Origin of the sequence: Phenylobacterium sp. J426 (genome assembly GCF_024699945.1) — a bacterium.
Taxonomy (GTDB): domain Bacteria; phylum Pseudomonadota; class Alphaproteobacteria; order Caulobacterales; family Caulobacteraceae; genus Phenylobacterium.
In genome coordinates, this window is sequence record NZ_JAJOMY010000001.1 from 81,067 (window position 1) to 99,958 (window position 18,892).

Genomic DNA, 18,892 nt, shown 5'->3' on the forward strand with positions numbered 1-18,892 from the left:
AGGCCTGCTCCAGCTGCCGCGGCAGCGCGGCTTCGCTGGGCAGGCCAAGGCCCGCGGTGATGGAATCGCCCAGGATCGTGACGATCGGCCCTTCGGCGGCGGCGGCGGCCGGCTCAGGCGCAGGCGTGGCCGGCGACGGCGCCGCCTTCTCAGGCTCGCGGGGCGCGCAGCCGACCGCCGCTACGCCAAGGCCGCCGAGAAGGATGGTCCGACGAGAGAGGAACAGATTGCGCCTGGGCATGGCGTTCAGACTACATAGCTGGGCGTGACTTCCAAGGCGGCCTCCTCCCCATGACCCCTCCCCTGCTCGTCCTCGAGGACGTGGCCCTGACCCTGCCTTCCGCCGCGGGACCCGTGGAGATCCTGCGCGGCGTGTCGCTCAGCGCTGCAGCTGGCGAGACGCTGGCGGTCGTCGGTCCATCCGGTTCGGGCAAATCGTCGCTGATCGCCCTTGCCTCCGGCCTTGAGCGCCCCACTCGCGGACGCGTGTCGCTCTTCGGGCAGGATCTGGCCGCGCTGGATGAGGATGGCCGTGCGCGGCTGCGCCGTGGCCAGGTAGCCTTGGTGTTCCAGAGCTTCCACCTGCTGCCCAACATGACCGCCGAGGAGAACGTGGCGGCCCCGCTCGAGATCGGCGGGACGCGCGACGCCGTCACGACGGCGCGCGCCTGGCTGGAGCGCATGGGCCTGTCGGCCCGCGGCAGTCATTATCCGCACCAGCTGTCCGGAGGCGAACAGCAACGGGTCGCGCTGGCCCGGGCGCTGGCGGTCCGCCCCGCCCTGCTCTTCGCCGACGAGCCCACGGGGAACCTCGACGCGGCGAACGGCGCCCGGGTGAGCGACCTGATGTTCGACCTGGTGCGCGAGCTTGGGACGACCCTGGTCCTCGTCACCCACGACCCGGCCCTGGCCGCCCGCGCCGAGCGGCTGGTGCGGATGCAGGACGGCCGGATCGTCGCGGCCGAGACGGCGGCCTGATGCCTCTGTCGCTAAGGTTCGCCCTGCGCGAGCTCCGGTCCGGCGTCGCCGGGTTTCGGATCTTCCTGGCCTGTCTGGCGCTCGGTGTCGCCGCGCTGGCCGCTGCGGGGTCCACGGCGGAAGCCTTCCGACGCGGTCTCGCCGCTGAGTCCCGGGCGATCCTCGGCGGCGACGCCGTGTTCAGCGTCTCGCAGCGACGCTTCTCGGCCGCCGAGCGGAGGACGATAGAGGCGCTAGGGCCGACCAGCACGGCGGTGCGGGGCGCGGTCATGGCCCAGGCGCCATCCGGCGCGCGGCGCCTGGCGGACCTCCGTGGCGTCGATCCTGGCTACCCCCTCGTGGGCAAGGTCGAACTGGCGGGCGGCTCCGGGCTCGAGGACGCCCTGCGGCCGGAGGCCGGCGTCTGGGGCGCGGCGGTGGAGCAGCCGCTGCTCGACCGGCTGGGCCTGAAGATCGGTGACGGGTTCGAGGCCGGCGGTGCGCGTTTCGTGGTCCGCGCCGTCCTGGTCTCCGAGCCCGACCGCATGGGCCGCGGCTTCGCCCTGGCCCCGCGCGTGCTGGCTCGCACGGATGCGGTCCAGGCGGCCGGCGTACTCGCCCCCGGCGGCCTGTTCGGCGAGTCTATCCGCGTCCTCTTGCCCGCCGGCGCCGATCCCGTCGCCGCGATCAACCGGGTCCGGGCGGCGCATCCCGATCCCGGCTTTGACGCCCGCGACCGCACGCGGGCTGCCGCCGGCGCCGACCGGTTGATCGGCCAGCTGGAATACTACCTCGGCTTCATCGGCCTGGCGTCGCTTGTCGCCGGCGGCCTCGGAGTCGGCGGAGCCGTTTCCGCCTACCTGGAGGGGCGCAAGCCCTCCATCGCCACGCTCAAGGCGCTGGGCGCCACAGGCGCCCTGGTCCGCAACGTGTACCTCATCCAGGTGGCGGCGCTGGCCCTGCTGGGCGTCGGCGTCGGCCTCGCGGTCGGCGCCAGCGCTCCGCTCGTAATGGGCGCTCTCGTGGCCGACCGACTTCCCATCCCGGCGCTTTTCGCCGTCTACCCGGCGCCTCTCCTGCGCGCCGCCCTCTTCGGGATACTTGCCGCGGCGGCGTTCGCCCTGGCGCCTCTCGCCCGGGCCCGGAGGACCCCGCCGGTGGCCCTCTTCCGGCAGGCCGCCGCAGCCCGGCCGGGTCTTGGGCCGGAGGCGCTCGGCGCGACGGCCGCGGCGGTCGGTCTCGTGCTCGTGGCCATCGTCACCGCGCCCAGCCGAGGCGCTGCGGCCGGGCTCATCCTCGGAACGGCGGCGGCCTTCGGCCTGCTCTGGGGCCTGGGACAAGGCGGCGCTCGCCTGGCGGCGCGGCTCCGTCATGGCGCCCGCGGGACCTTGCGCCTGGGCCTGGCCAACCTCGCCGGGCCCCGCTCGGCGGCCCGCACGGCCACCCCCGCGATCGGGCTGGGCGTGGCGCTGCTGACGGCGGTGATGCTCATCCAGTCCAGTCTGCTCGCTCAGATCCGCGACGTGGCGCCTCGCACCGCGCCCTCCACGGTCTTCACCGAGATCCCGGCCGACAGCGTCCCGGCCTTCGAGCAGATCATGGACGAGCCCCTCGGCAGACCGGGGGGCCGACCGCCTGCTCATCGCGCCGGTGACCAGCGGACGGATCGTCCGCCTGAACGGTCGGCCGGTCGACTTGAAGCGGATATCCCCCGCCGAGCGATGGGCCTACGACGAAGACCTGATGGTTTCGGCCTTCGACGGCGGCGCCGAAACGGGGATCATCGCGGGCCGCTGGTGGCCGCGCGGCTACGCAGGTCCGCCGCTCGCGGCCATGGAGGTGGAGGCCGCGCGCGGGGCCGGCCTGAAGGTGGGCGACACCATCACCGTGGAGGTGCTCGGCCGGGAGGTCGACGCCCGCATCGCGGTGCTGCGGCGCGTGGACTGGAGCGGCTTCGGCCTCAACTTCGCCCTGGTGCTCAACAACGGGGCCATCGAGGGCGCCAAGCCTCGCCGCGTCGCCATCGCCCGCGCCACCCCTGAACAGGAGGCGGCGGCCATCCGCCGGCTCGGCGACGCCCTTCAGGGCGTCAACGTCATCAGCGTTCGCGAGCAACTCGAGCAGGCGGCCTCGATCTTCGACCAGCTCACCCTGGCCGTCCGGGGGAGCCGCCGCCGTCGCCGGCCTCGCCGGCCTCCTTGTGCTGGCCGGCGCCGTCGCAGCCGGCGCGCGGGGGACGCGCGCGGGAGGGCGCTGTCCTCAAGGTGCTGGGGGCGACCCGCGGCCAGATCCTGCTCGCCTATGTCGCGGAGTTCGGCCTCGTGGGCCTCGCCGCCGGCGCAACGGGCGTCGCGCTGGGGGCGGCGGCGGCCTGGCCGGTCGTCACCCTGGTGTTCGAGACGGTGTGGCGGTTCGACTGGGCGGCGGTGGCGGCGCTGTTGGCCGGGACCGCGACCCTGGGCATGCTGGCGGGCGCGCTCGCCACCGCCCACGCGCTCTCCAAGCGGCCCGCGGCCACCCTGCGGGAGGCTTGAGCCGAGACCGCCGGAGGGATCAACGGGCGGCGGACATGACCTTGTCCAGCGCCAGTCGCAGCCGCTCGACGCTGGCGGGGACGTCTTTCAGCTTGTCCAGACCAAACAAGCCCAGGCGGAAGCTGCGGAAATCCGCTCCCTCGTCGACCATCAGCGGCACTCCCGCGGCGATCTGCAGGCCTTCGGCGGCGAAGCGGGCGGGGATTGCGGGATCGTCGGTATAGGCCACCACGACGCCGGGCGCGCCGAAGCCTTCCGCCGCGACCGAGGCGATCTGCCGGTCCGCAAGCATCGCCCGGACCTTGCGGCCCTGCTCCCACTGCGCGGCGCGAAGCGTCTCGAAGCCGATGGCCTTGGCCTCCAGCATCGCGTCGCGCAGCGTGCGCAGAGCGTCGGTGGGCATGGTCGCGTGATAGGCGTGACCGCCCTCGAGATAGGCCTCGCTGATCGCCAGCCACCTGCCGAGATCGATGGCGAAGCTGGTGGAGCGGGTGGCGCGGGAGGCCTCCAGCGCCGCCTCCCGCAGCATCACCAGGCCGGCCGAGGGCGGCGCCGACCAGCCCTTCTGCGGCGCCGAGACCAGCACGTCGACGCCCAGAGCCGCCATGTCGACCCAGATGCAGCCGGACGCGACGCCGTCCAGGACGAAGAGGCCCCCGGCCGCGTGGGTCGCGTCGGCCACCGCCTTCACATACTCGTCGGGCAGGATGATCCCCGACGCCGTCTCCACGTGCGGCGCGAACACCACCTGCGGAGCCTCCCGGCGGATGGTGTCCGTCACCGCCTCGATCGGCGGCGGGGCGAAGGGCGCGGCCGGCCCCTCGCCCTGGCGATGCGCCTTGAGGACGATCTCCTCCGCGGGAATGGCGCCCGCTTCGAAGATCTGCGTCCATCGGTAAGAGAAGAGTCCGTTGCGCACCACCAGCACCTTGCGACCGGTGGCGAACTGACGGGCGACAGCCTCCATCCCGTAGGTGCCGCCCCCCGGCACGATCACGGCGCGTTCGGCCTTGTGGACCCCGCAGAGCGTGGCCTGGATGTCGCGCATGACGCCCTGGAACGCCGCGCTCATGTGGTTCAGCGACCGGTCGGTGAACACCACGGAGAATTCCAGCAGGCCTTCCGGGTCGATGTCTGGGCGAAGGGCCGGCATGGTCATCTCCGAAGCTTGACGCCCGGGTACGCTCCGGACGCTCCGGGATCAGCAGGAATACGCCCGCGCCGCAAGGCTTCCGCGCCTCAAGCGGAGGGAAGCGCGCGGACGTCGGACAACGGGTCCACGCGCAACCAAGCCTCCGGACAAGCCTAGTGGGACAGAAGCAGCGGCGTCTTGGGATCGTCCAGCATGTACTCGGTGGCGCCGCCGAGGATGAATTCCCGGACGCGGGATCTGCCGAACGCGCCCATGACGAACAGGTCGGCGCCGTGCTGCGCTGCGTACTCGGCGAACACCTGCCCGGTCTTCCGACGTGCGCCATCCACTTCGTCGGCCACGGCGTCGATCCCATGAACCTTGAGGTGACGCACCGCGTCATTCCCAATCCCTGGGCGGGCGTCCGGCTTGTCGTTCGTCACCGTGAGCACTCGCACCTGGCGCGCCTTCAACAGCACGGGGATCGCATCGGCCATGGCCCGGGCCGCTGAGCGGCTGCCGTCCCAGGCCAGCACTGCCGTGTTCAGTTCCGCGTCGGGCCAATCCCCGTGGGCGGTCGGATACAGCAGCACGGGCCGCCCAGATCCGAACACCACGGCTTCGGCGATCGCACGCTGACCGTCCAGGCGGTTCCTCGTCGGCACGAGGCACAGATCACGCGTCCGCGCCTGGAGGGCGACGTGATCCCCTACCAGATAGAAGTCCGCCTTCATCACGCGGCCCTCCCCGGTCACCTGGTGCTTGGCCAGGGAGCTCTCGAACGTGGCGAGCGCGACCCTGCAGGCGGCAAGGCTCTTGGCTTCCTGTTCTGCGCAAAGGCCGCTGAGGTTGATGAGGCGGTCCGCCAACCAGTTGCTGGGCGCTTGCAGATCGACCTGGACCGCCAGGGCGGTCAGTCTGCCACCGACCACGGCCGCAAAGCGGACCGCCTGATCGATCGCCTCGTCGGGCGTCGGCTCTGGATAGCTGTCGATGTGGAGGAGAATGTCTTTCACGGCAGCTTCGAACCTCCGGGTCTTTTTGAGGAGATTCCTTGTGCCTCGCAGGGGAACGACGCGGCATTGACCGAAGTCATGCCACGACCGCGGGCGGCGAGGGCCGCTTCGCGGCGCCTTCCGAGGTTGAGTGCGAGCCTATTCCGCTCGCCGACCGACGCGCCCTAACGGGCGCCGTCGAACGTGGCCCACCCGCCCTGCGCTGGCGGCGGGACCTCGTCCGGGATGTCGTCGGCGCGTTCACCGTCGAGCCCGCGCCGTTGGCGATGCAGGTGCGCCTTGGCGACCATGTGGGCCGCCACGGGCGCGGTGATGAACAGGAACAGCGTGATCAGGAGTTCGTGGGCCGAGTAGGTGTCCGCGAACACGGGGAAATAGATCATCGAGGCGATGAGGCAGGAGCCGACCCCGAGTGTGGTGGCCTTCGTCGAGCCATGCAGGCGGGTCATCAGGGACGGGAGCTTGGCCAGCCCCCACGACCCGACGAGAGCGAAGGCGCCGCCGAGGACCAGCAAGGCGGCGATCAGATATTCGGCGACGAGCTGCATCACGCTCATTCCACGATGTCCCCGCGGAGGAGGAATTTGCAGTACGCGACCGTCCCCAGGAAGCCGACCATGGCCAGCAGCAGAGCCGCCTCGAAGTAGGCGGCGGTCGCATAGGCGATGCCGAAGAGGACGATGACGGCGATGGCGTTGATGACCAGGGTGTCCAGGGCCAGGATCCGGTCCGCTGCGGTCGGACCGCGGAAGAGGCGAAACAGGTTGAGCAGGATCGCCAGGGAAAGGCACCCGGTCGCGAAGACGACGGCGGCGCTAAGCAAGGGGGTCATGGGAATATCCTCAACAACCGCGATTCATAGCGGGCCTTGATCCGTGCGACCTCCGCGACCGGGTCTTGGACGTCCAGGGCGTGGACCAGCAGAGCGCGGCCGTCGTCCGAAACATCCGACGACACGGTGCCCGGCGTCAGGCTGATGGTCCCGGCCAGGGCGGTAATGGCCTCCGGCGAGCGGACGTCGAGCGGGATCACGAGCCAATGGGTGCGCAAGTCACGGTTACGGCGCGCCAGGATGACAAAGGCGACGTGGAAGTTGGCCACCACGATGTCCCGGAGAACGATGGCCAGGTAGCCCAGAAGGGCGGGGCCGACGCGCAGGCGGGGTCGGTCCGGCCAGAAGCGTCGCGTGAAGATCGGCACGAGCACGCCGAACAGCAGGCCCAGCACGAGCCCCCCGCGGTCAGGCTGTTGAGCAGCAGCATCCACACGGCGACCAGGGTGATCGACAACAGGGGATGCGGCAGTAGGCGCTCGGCCAGTCCGCGACGCGTCATGGCGCGCCTCCAAGTACGGCGCGCATGTAGACCTCCGGCCTGAAGAGCTGATTGGAAGCGGCCTGAAGATAGTCGGTCAGCGGACCTGCGGCGACCACTGCGGCCACCAGGAGACCGAGCAGGCCGACGGCAGGCGCGAGAGCCGCCCGCCCGCCGGGCTGCGCCTGCGCCCGACACTCGTCCACAGCGGCGGCGCTCTTCCAGAACAGCAAGCTGCCGGCCCGAGCGAAGCCCAGCAAGGCGATCAACGACGTTCCGAGGATGACCGCCCAGATCCAGGCGCCGCCAACTGCGCCCTGCACGCCCTGGAGGATGAGGAGCTTGCCGATGAACCCGGAAAGCGGCGGCAGGCCGACGACAGCAATGGCGACCGCGAAGAACAGGCCCGACAGCGCCTCGGAGTCGGCGAAACGGGGGCCGCCCACCAGAGCGTCGCCGTACTCTCCCCTTCGGGCCGCGACCAGGTCGGTGATCAGGAACAGGGCGGCGCCGGCTAGTGTGGAGTGGACCAGATAGTAGAGCGCCCCGGTCATCGCTGCCGGCTGGAACACCGCGACGCCCGCCAACAGGACCCCCATGGAACCGACGACGGAGAAGGCCGACAGGTCCCGGAGCCCCCCTCGCCCCCCAGAACGCCCGCAAATCCCAGCGCCATCGTGAGGAGCGCGGCCCCGAGGATCCACGGCGCCGGCGCCCAGGCCGAGGCCTGAGCCGTCGCCCCGAAGACCAGCGTGACCATGCGGATGATCGCATAGGCGCCAACCTTGGTCATGATGGCGAACAGAGCCGCCATGGCGCCGGAGGTCGAGGCATAGGTGCGTGGCAGCCAGAAATGCAGCGGCACAAGGGCCGCCTTCAGGCCGAACACCACGATGAGGAGAAGTCCGCCGGCCTTGATCAGCGCCTGATCGCCCGGCGACGCGGCGGCGACACGGACCGCCATGTCGGCCATGTTGAGCGTGCCCGTGGCGCCGTACAGGAGACCGACGGCGACCAGGAACAGGGTCGATCCGACGAGGTTCACCACGACATACTGCAGGCCGGCCTTGAGGCGCGCTGCGCCCTGCCCGTGCAGCATCAGGCCGTATGAGGCGATCAGCAGAACCTCGAAGAAGACGAACAGGTTGAAGAGGTCGCCCGTCAGGAAGGCGCCATTCAGGCCCAACAGCTGGAACTGGAACAGCGGATGGAAATGCCAGCCCCTGCGGTCGAGATCGGTGACGATCGCGTGGACCAGCACGGGCAGCGCCAGGAGCGACGTCAGGGCGAGCATAAGGGCCGACAACCGATCGAGGACGAGCACGATGCCGTAAGGCGCCACCCAGCTCCCAACGGCGTAGACCTCGATGGCCCCGGTGCTCGCATGGCCCAACAGCACGATGGAGAGCACCGCCAGCAGGCCCGTGGCGACGATCGAGACCGTGCGAGAGAGCGCAAGCCGATGCCGCAGGCTCAGGAGCGTCAGCGCGGCCACGAGGGCGGGCAGCGCGACGGGCACGATGATCCAGGCGGTCATGCCGCCCCACCCTGCGAGGGTTCGCCGGTCCGGCGCTGGCCCGCCGCGTCGGAGCGGCCATCGACATGGTCGACTCCGCTTTCCAGATAGGTTCGCAAGGCCAGGATCACGACGAACGCAGTCATGCCGAAGGCGATGACGATCGCGGTGAGCACCAGCGCCTGGGGCAAGGGATCGGCATAGGCTTCCGCCGCCTTGTCGAACAGCGGCGGACGGTTGATCACCAGCCGTCCGCAGGCGAACAGGAAGAGGTTGATGGCATAGGACAGGAACGTCAGGCCAAGCACCACCGGGAATGTCCGGGCGCGCAGGACGAGATAGACGCCGCAGGCGGTGAGCAGGCCGATCGCCGATGAGACGAGGAACTCGAGGCTCATGCGGCGCCCTCCGGCGCAGGACGATTTTCGGCGGAGGGATCGATGTCCATGGGGCGGATGGCGGTCTCGAGCTTCTCGGCCCGCTGGCCGACGCGGGCGAGCTGGGCCAGAGCCAGCATCACGGCGCCGACGACGGTGAACGCTACGCCGATGTCGAACAGCATGGCGGTGGCCAGCTCGAATTCACCGATCACCGGCAGGCGGAAGTAGTCGAATGCGCTGGTCAGGAAGGGCGCTCCGAAGAGGATCGAGCCCATGCCCGTCAGCCCCGCGACGAGGACTCCCAGACCGATGAGGGCGTGATGGTCAGCCCGCATGCGCTCGTGAGCCCAGTGCCAGCCGGAGGCCATGTACTGCATCAGTAGCGCGATGGAGAAGATCAGCCCGGCGATGAACCCCCGCCCGGCTCGTTGTGGCCGCGCAGGAAGATGTACAAGCCCACGAGAAGGGTGAGCGGCAGCAGCAGGCGGGTGGCCACCACCAGCATCATCGGGTGTCGCTCGGGCGACTGCACGACATCGGCGGTCCAGAGCGCCAGCCGACGCCCCGCCGCCCCGCGGTCGGAGGTGTCGAGAAGTGCGAAGACGCCAAGGGCGGCGACGCCGAGCACGATGATCTCACCGAAGGTGTCGAAGCCGCGGAAGTCCACGAGAATGACGTTCACGACGTTGGTGCCGCCCCCGCCGGAATAGGCGTTCGCCCAGTGGAAAGTCGAAATGGAGGCGCCGTCCCGCGTCATGACGGCCCACGCGCCGGCGCCCACGGCCACCCCAGCCACCGCCGCCAGGCTCGCGTCCCGAAGACGACGCACAAGCCCGCTTTCGATCGGCGTCTGCTTGGGCATGAGGTTCAGCGCCAGCAGCAGGAGCAGGATGGTCACCACTTCGACGGAAATCTGGGTGAGCGCCAGATCCGGCGCGGAGAGGTGGACGAAGGCCAGGGAGACGATCAGTCCGACCACGCTGATCAGGATGAGCGAGATGTAGCGCTCCCGGTGGCCGATCACCACCGCAACGCTCGCAGCGACGAGCGCCAGCCAGGCGACCACCGCCATCGGCGACGCGGGGAGTCTCTCCCGCGCGCCTTCGACGTAGTCCGCTCCGAAGAAACCGCCGAGGCCGACGAGGATCGCGGCCCCGATCAGAAACGCCAGGTAACGCTGCAACGAACCGTTGTGCAGGCGGTAGGTCAGACGGCGGCAGGCTGCCGTAATCCGCTCCGTCAGGCTTTCGAAGATGGCCTTGGCTTCAGGGAGGCGCAGCCGCAGCCACGCCGCTTCGGCCTGGCGGAACCGCCAGAGGATCACCGCGCCCGCGGCGAGTGCGATCGCGCTCATGGCCAGGGCGGGGGTCAGGCCGTGCCACAGCGCGAGGTAGGCATCGGGCGCGTTGCCGCCTGTCACAGCGCCGGCGACAGCGGCGACCAGCGGGCCGGCCGTCAGGGCGGGCGCGAGGCCGATCGCCACGACAAGCGCAGTCAGCACCGCCGGGGGCCCCCATAGGCCGACCGGCGGATCGTGCGGCGTCTTGGGGTAGTCGGTGCGACGCGCGCCGAAATAGACATGGACGATGTAACGCAGCGAATAGGCGACCGAGAGCGTCGCGCCCAAGGTGGCGAGGATCGGAAACACCCACGATTGGCCGAGCCAGGCCGTATGCGCGGCTTCCTCGAGCATCATCTCCTTCGAGATGAACCCGTTGAGCGGCGGAACGCCGGCCATCGACAGTCCGGCGATGACCGCGAGCGTCCCGGCGATCGGCATCAGCCCGAAGAGTCCGCCTAGACGCTTGAGGTCGCGCGTCCCCGCCTCGTGGTCAACGATCCCGGCGTTCATGAACAGGGCGGCCTTGAAGGTGGCGTGGTTGATGATGTGGAACACGCCCACCATCGCAGCCATCGGCGTCCCCAGGCCGAACAGCATGGTCAGGAAGCCGAGATGGCTCACCGTGGAGTAGGCCAGCAGGCTCTTCAGGTCGTCCCGGAAGAGCCCGATGGCTGCGGCGGCCACCATGGTGACGAGACCCGTCGTGGCGACGATCAGGAACCAGGCCTCGGTGCCGGCAAGCACGGGCCACAGGCGGGCCAGCATGAAGACGCCGGCTTTCACCATGGTCGCGGAGTGCAGATAGGCGCTGACCGGCGTCGGGGCGGCCATGGCCTGCGGCAGCCAGAAGTGGAAAGGGAACTGCGCCGACTTTGTGAAGCAGCCCCCTAGGATCAGCAGGAGAGCCGGCAGGTAGAGCGGCGACGCCTGAATCGCCTCGCGGTTCTGCAGGATGACGCTCAGGTCGTAAGAGCCCACGACCCCGCCCAGCAGCATCAGACCGCCGATCAACGACAGCCCCCCGGCGCCGGTGACGGCTAGCGCCATGCGCGCGCCCTGGCGGCCCTCCGGCAGGTGTCGCCAATAACCGATCAGCAGGAATGACGAGAGGCTGGTGAGCTCCCAGAATATCAGCAGAAGCAGCACATTGTCGGAGAGGACGATGCCAAGCATCGCGCCCTGGAATAGCAGCAGATAGGTGAAGAACCGGCCCATGGGATCCGCTTCGGAGAGGTAGAAGCGGGCATAGATGATGATCAGCAGGCCGATCCCCAGGATCATGCCGGCGAAGAGAAGACCAAGGGGGTCGAGGAAGAAGTTGGCGTTGAGCCCGAGCGCCGGAATCCAGTCGATCCTGGACTGCACGACCTGGCCTGCCATCACCTCGGGGGCCATCGTGCTCAGCAGCACAAGCGCGCCGAGGGTGACGAGACCCGCCGACAGGGCGCACGCATCGCGCCCCCAGCGGATTGCCAATGCTGGAAGGAGCGCCCCGACCAGCGGAAGTATTGCCAAAATGCCGAGCAAGGTATCTCCGCTGACTAATGGCTCAAGTTGCGCTCGCCGCAGACCCGAAACGGCAGCGGATCGGAACAGGGCATTCCATTCGGTCGCCTCTGACGGATCCCCGAGCGGTCGTGGCTGGTCCATCGCGGCGGATAGATGACTACCTCAGCCGAGCCCTATGAGTGAAGGCTTCCCGGTTGCGTGAGATCAAGGACAGATCGCGCAACCCGGTCAGAATACCGTCGAGGGCGCGTTGAGCAGACATCGAACTGAGCACGCCCCCGACAGCGGAAGGAGAAGATAATGTTCCGGCACATGCTGATCGCCACCGACGGTTCCGATCTGGCGACGGAGGCCGTCCGCCAGGGAGCGGCGCTTGCCAAGAGCCTCGGGTCCAAGGTGACGCTGCTGACGGTCACTGAAGGCATCCCGATCTACATGGGGCTGGATGGCGGCGTCAGCGCCGTCATGTACGACGACTTCTCGGCTGCGACGAGGCAGTACGCGAAAAAGGCCCTGGCCGACGCGGCGGCGGCTGTGGCCCCGACGGGAGTCGCCGTGGAGACGGCGATCATCGAGAACGCATCGCCCGCAGAGGCGATCGTGGAAGCGGCGAAGGCGCGCGCCTGCGATCTCATCGTGTTGTCGTCGCATGGCCGGCGCGGCTTGAGCCGGCTCATCCTGGGCAGCGTCACGGCAGAGGTGCTCGCCAAGAGCACCGTGTCCGTCCTGGTGGTCCGATGACGCCGATCGGCGGCTGAACCCCTCAGCGCTTCCGCGCGGGGCGCATGGCCCGGCCCGGCGTCCTCAAGGCTGGACGATGGCGGCGCGCCGCCGCTGCAGGCGCAGCCCGCGCGCCCGGGATGGTCGGCGACATCGAAGCCGTCACCGCAGCACGTGCTCCTCACCCTCCTGCGGCACGACGCAGGCCCAACCCAGTTCGTCCTCGATCCGGCGCTTCAGGGCCTCGGGCGCATTCCCCTCGCCATGCACGATGAAGGCCTGTTGGGGCGGACGTTCAAAACCGCGGAGCCAGCGCAGGATTTCGTCGGCGTCCGCGTGAGCCGACAGCATCTGCAGATTTTCGATTTCCGCGCGGATCGGCAGCCACGCGCCGTGGATCTTCACCTCGCGCGCACCATTGACGAGGGCTTCGCCACGGGTGCCCGCCGCCTGATAGCCCGCGAAAAGCAGGGTGTTCCTGGGGTCGCCGCCGAACGCTTTCATGTGGTGCAGGACACGCCCGCCCGTCGCCATGCCGCTCGCCGAAATGATGACCTTGGGCATTGTGTTGTGGCTGAGCGCCTTAGACTGCTCCACGTCGGCGACATAGGTGGCGACCGACATCGCCTGAGCGCAGACTTCGGCCGATAGACGATGGTCGTCGAGGTGGTGCTGAAACAGTTCCGTGGCGTTCACCGCCATGGGGCTGTCGAGGTAGATCGGCGTCAACGGCAAACGCCCTTCCTGTTTCAGCTTCCAGCAGAGGTAGAGCAGTTCCTGAGCGCGCCCGACGGCGAACGCAGGGATGACGACTGTCCCACCGCGGCGGCTGGTCCGCTCGATCACATCCAGCAGCGCATCGGCAGGGGCGACCTTGGGGTGCGCCCGGTCGCCGTAGGTCGACTCGACCACGAGGTAATCCGTGGCTCGAACCGGCTCTGGGTCCGGCATCAACGGATCGCCATAACGCCCCAGATCGCCGGAGAACGTGACGGTGCGTCCGCCCCAGCGAACCTCGGCGGTGGCCGCGCCCAGGATATGCCCGGCTCGCCGAAAGCGCAGGGTCGCACCATGTCCCAGATCGTGAGAACGATTGAACGCCCGTGGCTCGAGGAGGCGGAGCGCCCTGAGCGCGTCTCTTTTTCCATAGAGCGGAAGGGCTGGGTGATGCTTCGAGAAGCCGTGGCGGTTGGCGAATTCCGCGTCGCTCTCCTGGATCTTGGCGCTGTCCATGAGCAGGAGCTCACAGAGGTCGGCCGTGGCCCGCGTGCAGTAAATCGATCCGTCGAACCCCTCCCGAACCAGCTTTGGCAAGTAGCCGGAATGATCGAGGTGAGCATGGGTTAGGACCACGCCGTCGATCTTTGCCGGCTCCACGGGAAAGCTTGCCCAGTTCTTCAGCCGCAGGGCTTTCAGGCCCTGGAAGAGCCCGCAGTCGACGAGAAGCTTGCGCCCGCCCAGGGACAGAAGATGGCGCGACCCGGTGACCGTGCCGGCGCCGCCGAGGAACTTGAGGCGGGGTGATGACATCCAACGGCTCCGAAGATGGCGGTGTTCGTCGCTACCGCCAGGCCTTGCCGGCGGCGACGATGTCTGGTCGCTGCGCGCGCCGGGCGATCGAGACTCCATCGAGACGACAGATGGCCCGGACCTCGCCGCGTGCCGGACGAAGCACAGTACAGGTGACGTTCTCCGCGAAGGCCGCCGCCATCAGAGCTCCGCGCCCCTGCCGCGCCCAGGACTCCCCTCGAGGCAGGTCCGCGAGGCGCACCTCGATCCAGTCTGCGGGATCAGCCCCGGTCGCGACGCACACCCTGGTGGCGTCGGCGACGTGCAGGACAGGGCCCCGCACCTCGCCGCCCGACGCGGGAGCAACGCCGGTGCAGACGGACGCCTCCGCCACCGCGGCGGCGCTCAGGACGCTGGCCGCGGCCACCATGGCCGAAAGAGCTCTCGTGCAGGCAACCATCGGATCATTCGTACCGGGCCCGTATGGCGCGGAACACTCGGGGCGCGCACCTAAGTACTCGTCCGGAGGCCCGGACGACGTCGTCGGGAGCCGCTAGCGGAGCGCGACTGGATCGCCTCGGCCAAGCACGGCTTCTCGCTCTTCGGCGACCAGGAACTCCTCAAGCGGCACGGCCAACAACTCCGCCGCAGAGCCGACGAGGTGCGCCCACGTGCACCGGTTGGCGAAGAGCATCCCGGCGGCGTCGAGGGTCCCGCCCCGGCTGATGTAGCCGTGCGCCCGCAGCCGGGATGGCCCGCCGTCGATGCGGCGTAGCACGCCAAGCAGCGGCTCCGGTCGGGTATGGCTGACGAGCACCCGCGGGAGGTCTCGAGGGAATAGCGACATCACCTCAGGGTCCGCCATCACGACGCTCGCTTCGTAGTCGTCTCGTGGCGCGCGGAGGCGGCCCGGCTCGAGAATGCACGCGACGTTGGTCCGCAGGCCCCTCGCCCTCAGCCGCGCGGCGGCGCGACGCGCCTCCACGAGCTGGTACGCGCCGACGGCGACAAGCTGCAGCTCGGGGTCGCGGTCTGCCTCCACCTCGGCCGCCCCGCAATCCATGGCCGCGCGGGCCGTTTCAGGCTGAAACACGCACGGCGTGGGCCGCTTCGACGCCACGATGCAGGCGACAACCCCGCGGTCGGCGTAGATCGTTCGGAGCGCCTCGACGGCCGTCGCGGCGTCCACGGGGAACAGCACCCGGGAGACGTCTGACATCTCGCCGAGCAAGGCTTCACCGATCGTGGGGTCCTGATGGGATTGCTGGTTCTTGCCGTTTTCCCAGGTGTGGGAGGTCACCACGAGCGGCATGCCGATCCATTGCGGCGGCCCGCCGGCCTCGACCTGCTGCCGCGCGAAGATGATGTCCTGGCGCAGCGCGCCCAGCATCTTCACAGCGAACGCCTCGTAGGAGACGGCGAGGTTCAGACCGCCCTTGTTGCCGAGCGCAGCCCCGATCACGGCCTCCTCGTTCAACGCGGTGATGACTGCCCCGGTGACCGCCTCCGGCGAGCCGGGTTCCGGACGGTTCACGCGATGCTTGAGGAGCTCGAGCGTTCGTCCCATCTGATTGCTGCTGAGCTCGTCCGGGTTGCCCACCCGGAAGCGGTGATTGGGATTGGCGTGCACGAAATCCACGAACCACGCGTCCATCGCCGCCATGGCCGAGGCCGCTCCATCCGACGGCGCCCGTGAGGCCGGGAGGGCTGGCGGCGGCGGGTTCCGATGCGCCAGGGGGTGGTCGCGCTCCTTCGGACGACCGGACTCCGCGTGCCGGGTGAACGCCTCGCGCGCCTCGGCGAGCAGTCGAGGGGGAACATGCAACACGGCGGCCGCAGCGTTGAAAGCCGCCCGCGCGGACTCGTCGGTGCTGGGGAGCGCGCCGAGCGGGAGGTTGTGAGCGGCGTTCGTACCCGCGCCCGGGAAGCCATAGCCCTTTACGGTCGAGGCGATGACAAAGGGAAGTCGGACGGGATAGTGAGCGCGACCCGCGACGCGTTCTGCACCGGCGAGGCTGAGGCGCGACTCCGCTTCAAGGATGGCCCAGGCGTAGGCAGCAGGATCCCGACCATCGATCGTGATCGGGTCGAAGCCGTTGATTTCCAGATGCCGGCTGAGCCACGCGGCGCCGCCGTCCTGAGCGACTTCTGTGCGTTGCTCGATGCGACGTCCGTTCAGCACCATCATCGGAGCGACCAGCCCGCAGTCTTCGGCGCGCCACCACCGTTCCGACCAGTCGCTCCCCCGCTGCTCCTCGAAGGCGCCATCGCTCAGGATGGCGACGAGCCGCTCGCCCGGCAGCGGCATATGGACGTACTGTACCTCCGCGAACCCGAGATAGCCGCCCTCGGATATGCCGCCAGCGGTATGGGGGTTCACGTGACTGCCCAGGGGCGCGCTCGGCCGCCCGTGGCGGTCGATCGCGTAGCTGTAGAAGTCGGCGCAAAGCCGGCTGAGGCCCTCTTCATCCGGGCCATACCGGCCTTGCTGCGCCGGCGAGAGATTGTCGATCAGCGCGTTGGCGGCCTCAATCGCGGCGACGCAATGGCCCTGGCCTAGGATCCAGCCGCGGGTCGTCGACGTAAGGACGTTCGCCGCAAGGTAACCCACATAGGCGGGCGCGACGTTCAAGGCGCCTCCCGTGTGGCCCTCCGGGACCGCCTTGAAGGCTTGGGCGGGCAGCGGCGCCCCTGAAAGGTCGACGCGTTGGGCGTACGTCATGTGGGCGACAGTCCACATGACGGCGCTGGTCAGACGGTCCGCCGCCGCGAGCGCGGCGAAGACCTCGTGTTCGCCGGCCGCCAGTCCCGCCGACACCAGGCTCTGCGCGAGGCTCAGCACGCGCGCCTGCGTTTCCGGTGCATGGCGGATGACGCCGTATCCCTTGGCCCAATCCTCGAACGTCATGACGGCTTCCTCTCAGGTGCGGCTTGCAATCAGGTAGCTCAGGAATGCGACGTAGCCGGCGACGAGGACGCAACCCTCGAACCGGTCGAGACGACGGCCTGACATGAACAGCGGTGCGCAGGCGAGCACCGCAAGCGCCATGACCGGCAGGTCGAAGCCGAGGAACTCAGGCGGGATCAGGATACCGCCGTTGGCGGCCAAGGCCCCCGCGCCTACGACCAGGAGGACGTTGTAGGTGCAACTGCCAAGCAGGTTCCCCAAGCCGATGTCCCGCTGCTTCTTCGCGACGGAGATGATGGTTGTCGCCAGCTCGGGCGAGGTGGTGCCGAGGGCCACGATCGTAACGCCGATGAAGGCCTCGGAGACCCCCCCAGAGGCGCGCGAGTCCGACTGCGCCATTCACGAACCACTCCGCCCCCACCAGGATGATGGCGATGCCGGCGGCGAGGAGCGCGAGCTCCCAGGCGGCTCCCCGCAGCGCATCGCGGCCTCTTTCGACAGGCGGCGTGAACTCTGCCGTGAACGCAAGCTTGGCGGCGCGGCTTTCCCCGAGCGCGAGCCAGACGACGAGCACCGTGTAGGCGACGGCGCCGGCAAGAAGCAGCCCGCCCTCCATCCGGGTCAGGCGGCCGTCGACCGCCAGTCCGACGAGGATGAGCGTGGCGAAGACGGCGACCGGCAATTCCACTCGGATCGTCTGCAGGCGAAGCGGGATCGGCAGCAGGATCGCGCTCAGTCCCAACACCAGCAGCAGGTTGATGATGTTGGCGCCTGCGACGTTGCCGATGGCCAGTGCGCCGTCGCCTTGCGCCGACGCCTGGATCGCAACGGCGAGCTCAGGCGTGCTGGTGCCGATGGCGGCCACCGTCAGGCCCACCACAATCGGCGGCAACCCGAGCCGGGCCGCCAGCCCCGCGCCGCCGCGCGTGATGAGATCGGCGCCGAGGATCAGGGTCGCCAACCCTGCGAAGCACAGCGCCAACACGGACGGCAATGGAGGCAAACCTTCGGTCTACGGGGTGACCATCCGATCTTGGCCGTTCGGCCGGGCCTGTTTCATTGTGACATATCAAGGCGGGAGATCCGTCGCCTTGCTTCGCTGGGATTCACGAGACCAGTCGAGGAGCCAGTAGGTTGACAACTCCCGCATGGGCCGGCGGCCCGCCGAGAACCATCCTGCTGGCGACGGACCTGAGCGCCCGCTGCGACAGGGCCACTGATCGCGCGGTGCAACTGGCCAAAGCCTGGCAGGCGCGGCTGGTGGTCCTGACCGCGATAGAGCCCGATGTGCAAGAGGCCTTGCGCCGCGAGCCCTACGAGGCGCCGAGCTGGCGGCGGGACGCGGGGCCGGAAGCCCTGGCCGTCGCGCGCATTCGGCGGGAGTTCGGTCGTATCGTCCAGGACGCGGATGTGCGGGTCGTGGAAGGCGAGCCGGCGTCCGCCATCGATGCGATCGCAGAAGAGGTGGGCGCGGAACTGATCGTGACCGGTGTCGCCAGGGACGAGACGTTTGGACGCTACTTCCTTGGCTCGACCGTTGAACGGCTCGCACGGCTGACGCCCGTTCCGCTCCTCGTGGTGAAGGCGCGCGTCGAGCACTACGGGGAAATCCTGGTCGCGGCCGACTTTTCCGAGCCCTCCCAGAACGCGCTGACGGCTGCGGACCGGTTCTTTCCCAATGCGCCTGTCACCGTTCTCCATGCCTGCGAAGCGCCGTTCGCTGGCCTCCTCGACAAGAGCGACTTCCGGGATCAATGGCGTGCGCAGGAGCAACGGGCCTGCGAAGCGTTCATGGAGCGCTCCCAGCTGACGTGGGAAGCGCGAGCGCGCGTTAAGGTTCTCGTCGACCACGGGTCCCCCGAGGCTCTGGTACGCCGCTACATGCTCGACAGGGGCGTGGACCTCGTGGTGGTGGGAACGCACGGATACGGCGGCGTTTTCGGCAGGCGGCTGGGCGGCACGGCGAAGCGCATCCTCGCGTTCGCACCGGGAGATGTGCTGCTCATTCGCGAGCCGCGGGCCGTGCAGCGCCGACAGACGACGTGAGCGCGTCACC

At 69.3% G+C, this 18,892-nt stretch carries 17 protein-coding genes and 2 pseudogenes; 5 read left to right on the forward strand and 14 right to left on the reverse strand.

What is annotated here, in order from left to right:
• Positions 1-291: 291 nt before the first annotated feature.
• From LRS10_RS00405 to LRS10_RS00415, 3 genes are all read left to right on the forward strand, one after another.
• A complete protein-coding gene (locus LRS10_RS00405) occupies positions 292-978 on the forward strand; it encodes an ABC transporter ATP-binding protein (protein WP_257835516.1) in 687 nt (228 codons plus the stop codon).
• Positions 978-2,999: an ABC transporter permease gene (locus tag LRS10_RS00410; protein WP_257835517.1), complete on the forward strand. Its 2,022-nt coding sequence runs from the start codon at positions 978-980 to the stop codon at positions 2,997-2,999. The genes LRS10_RS00405 and LRS10_RS00410 overlap by 1 nt, the downstream gene beginning before the upstream one ends.
• Before the next feature lie 156 nt (positions 3,000-3,155).
• Positions 3,156-3,491, forward strand: coding sequence for an FtsX-like permease family protein (locus tag LRS10_RS00415; protein ID WP_257835518.1), 336 nt, complete (start codon positions 3,156-3,158; stop codon positions 3,489-3,491).
• Between the two features lie 19 nt (positions 3,492-3,510).
• Here LRS10_RS00415 and LRS10_RS00420 read toward each other — a convergent pair whose 3' ends face one another.
• The 9 genes and pseudogenes from LRS10_RS00420 to LRS10_RS00465 all read right to left on the reverse strand — a co-directional run bounded on the left by LRS10_RS00420 (position 3,511) and on the right by LRS10_RS00465 (position 11,840).
• Positions 3,511-4,644: an aminotransferase class V-fold PLP-dependent enzyme gene (locus LRS10_RS00420; protein WP_257835519.1), complete on the reverse strand. Its 1,134-nt coding sequence runs from the start codon at positions 4,642-4,644 to the stop codon at positions 3,511-3,513.
• Positions 4,645-4,796: 152 nt separating this feature from the next.
• Positions 4,797-5,639, reverse strand: coding sequence for a universal stress protein (locus tag LRS10_RS00425; RefSeq protein WP_257835520.1), 843 nt, complete (start codon positions 5,637-5,639; stop codon positions 4,797-4,799).
• A gap of 164 nt (positions 5,640-5,803) precedes the next feature.
• The gene (locus LRS10_RS00430; protein ID WP_257835521.1) at positions 5,804-6,196 is read right to left on the reverse strand and encodes a Na+/H+ antiporter subunit G; all 393 of its coding nucleotides are present in this window, start codon (positions 6,194-6,196) and stop codon (positions 5,804-5,806) included.
• Positions 6,193-6,471, reverse strand: a complete 279-nt coding sequence (locus tag LRS10_RS00435; protein ID WP_257835522.1) for a K+/H+ antiporter subunit F — start codon at positions 6,469-6,471, stop codon at positions 6,193-6,195. Before LRS10_RS00435 ends, LRS10_RS00430 begins: the two co-directional genes overlap by 4 nt.
• On the reverse strand, positions 6,468-6,866 hold the full coding sequence (locus LRS10_RS00440) for a Na+/H+ antiporter subunit E (protein WP_257835523.1): 399 nt from the start codon (positions 6,864-6,866) through the stop codon (positions 6,468-6,470). Before LRS10_RS00440 ends, LRS10_RS00435 begins: the two co-directional genes overlap by 4 nt.
• A 103-nt stretch (positions 6,867-6,969) precedes the next feature.
• On the reverse strand, positions 6,970-7,539 hold the full coding sequence (locus LRS10_RS00445; RefSeq protein WP_257835524.1) for a proton-conducting transporter membrane subunit: 570 nt from the start codon (positions 7,537-7,539) through the stop codon (positions 6,970-6,972).
• Complete coding sequence (locus LRS10_RS00450; protein ID WP_257835525.1) at positions 7,503-8,489, reverse strand: proton-conducting transporter membrane subunit; 987 nt, start codon at positions 8,487-8,489, stop codon at positions 7,503-7,505. The genes LRS10_RS00445 and LRS10_RS00450 overlap by 37 nt, the downstream gene beginning before the upstream one ends.
• The gene (locus tag LRS10_RS00455) at positions 8,486-8,866 is read right to left on the reverse strand and encodes a Na+/H+ antiporter subunit C (RefSeq protein WP_257835526.1); all 381 of its coding nucleotides are present in this window, start codon (positions 8,864-8,866) and stop codon (positions 8,486-8,488) included. Before LRS10_RS00455 ends, LRS10_RS00450 begins: the two co-directional genes overlap by 4 nt.
• Positions 8,863-11,840: pseudogene (locus LRS10_RS00465) on the reverse strand (monovalent cation/H+ antiporter subunit A). The gene LRS10_RS00455 and the pseudogene LRS10_RS00465 overlap by 4 nt, the downstream one beginning before the upstream one ends.
• 171 nt (positions 11,841-12,011) lie before the next feature.
• On the opposite strand from LRS10_RS00465, the gene LRS10_RS00470 reads away from it, so the two are divergent.
• Positions 12,012-12,440 (forward strand): universal stress protein, encoded by a 429-nt coding sequence (locus tag LRS10_RS00470; RefSeq protein WP_257835529.1) that lies wholly within the window; start codon positions 12,012-12,014, stop codon positions 12,438-12,440.
• A gap of 141 nt (positions 12,441-12,581) precedes the next feature.
• On the opposite strand, the gene LRS10_RS00475 is transcribed toward LRS10_RS00470, so the two are convergent.
• From LRS10_RS00475 to LRS10_RS00495, 5 genes and pseudogenes are all read right to left on the reverse strand, one after another.
• A complete protein-coding gene (locus LRS10_RS00475) occupies positions 12,582-13,949 on the reverse strand; it encodes an MBL fold metallo-hydrolase RNA specificity domain-containing protein (protein WP_257835530.1) in 1,368 nt (455 codons plus the stop codon).
• 31 nt (positions 13,950-13,980) lie between these two features.
• Positions 13,981-14,358 (reverse strand): hypothetical protein, encoded by a 378-nt coding sequence (locus tag LRS10_RS00480; RefSeq protein ID WP_257835531.1) that lies wholly within the window; start codon positions 14,356-14,358, stop codon positions 13,981-13,983.
• A gap of 123 nt (positions 14,359-14,481) precedes the next feature.
• A complete protein-coding gene (locus LRS10_RS00485; RefSeq protein ID WP_257835532.1) occupies positions 14,482-16,836 on the reverse strand; it encodes a xylulose 5-phosphate 3-epimerase in 2,355 nt (784 codons plus the stop codon).
• Between the two features lie 12 nt (positions 16,837-16,848).
• Positions 16,849-17,235 (reverse strand): sodium:calcium antiporter, encoded by a 387-nt coding sequence (locus tag LRS10_RS00490; RefSeq protein WP_257835533.1) that lies wholly within the window; start codon positions 17,233-17,235, stop codon positions 16,849-16,851.
• Between the two features lie 172 nt (positions 17,236-17,407).
• Positions 17,408-17,821 (reverse strand): annotated as a pseudogene (locus tag LRS10_RS00495) (sodium:calcium antiporter); the annotation flags it as partial.
• A gap of 149 nt (positions 17,822-17,970) precedes the next feature.
• Here LRS10_RS00495 and LRS10_RS00500 point away from each other — a divergent pair.
• Positions 17,971-18,882 carry a universal stress protein gene (locus LRS10_RS00500; RefSeq protein WP_257835534.1) on the forward strand — a complete coding sequence of 304 codons (912 nt, stop codon included), beginning with the start codon at positions 17,971-17,973 and terminating at the stop codon, positions 18,880-18,882.
• The last annotated feature ends 10 nt before the right edge of the window (positions 18,883-18,892 follow it).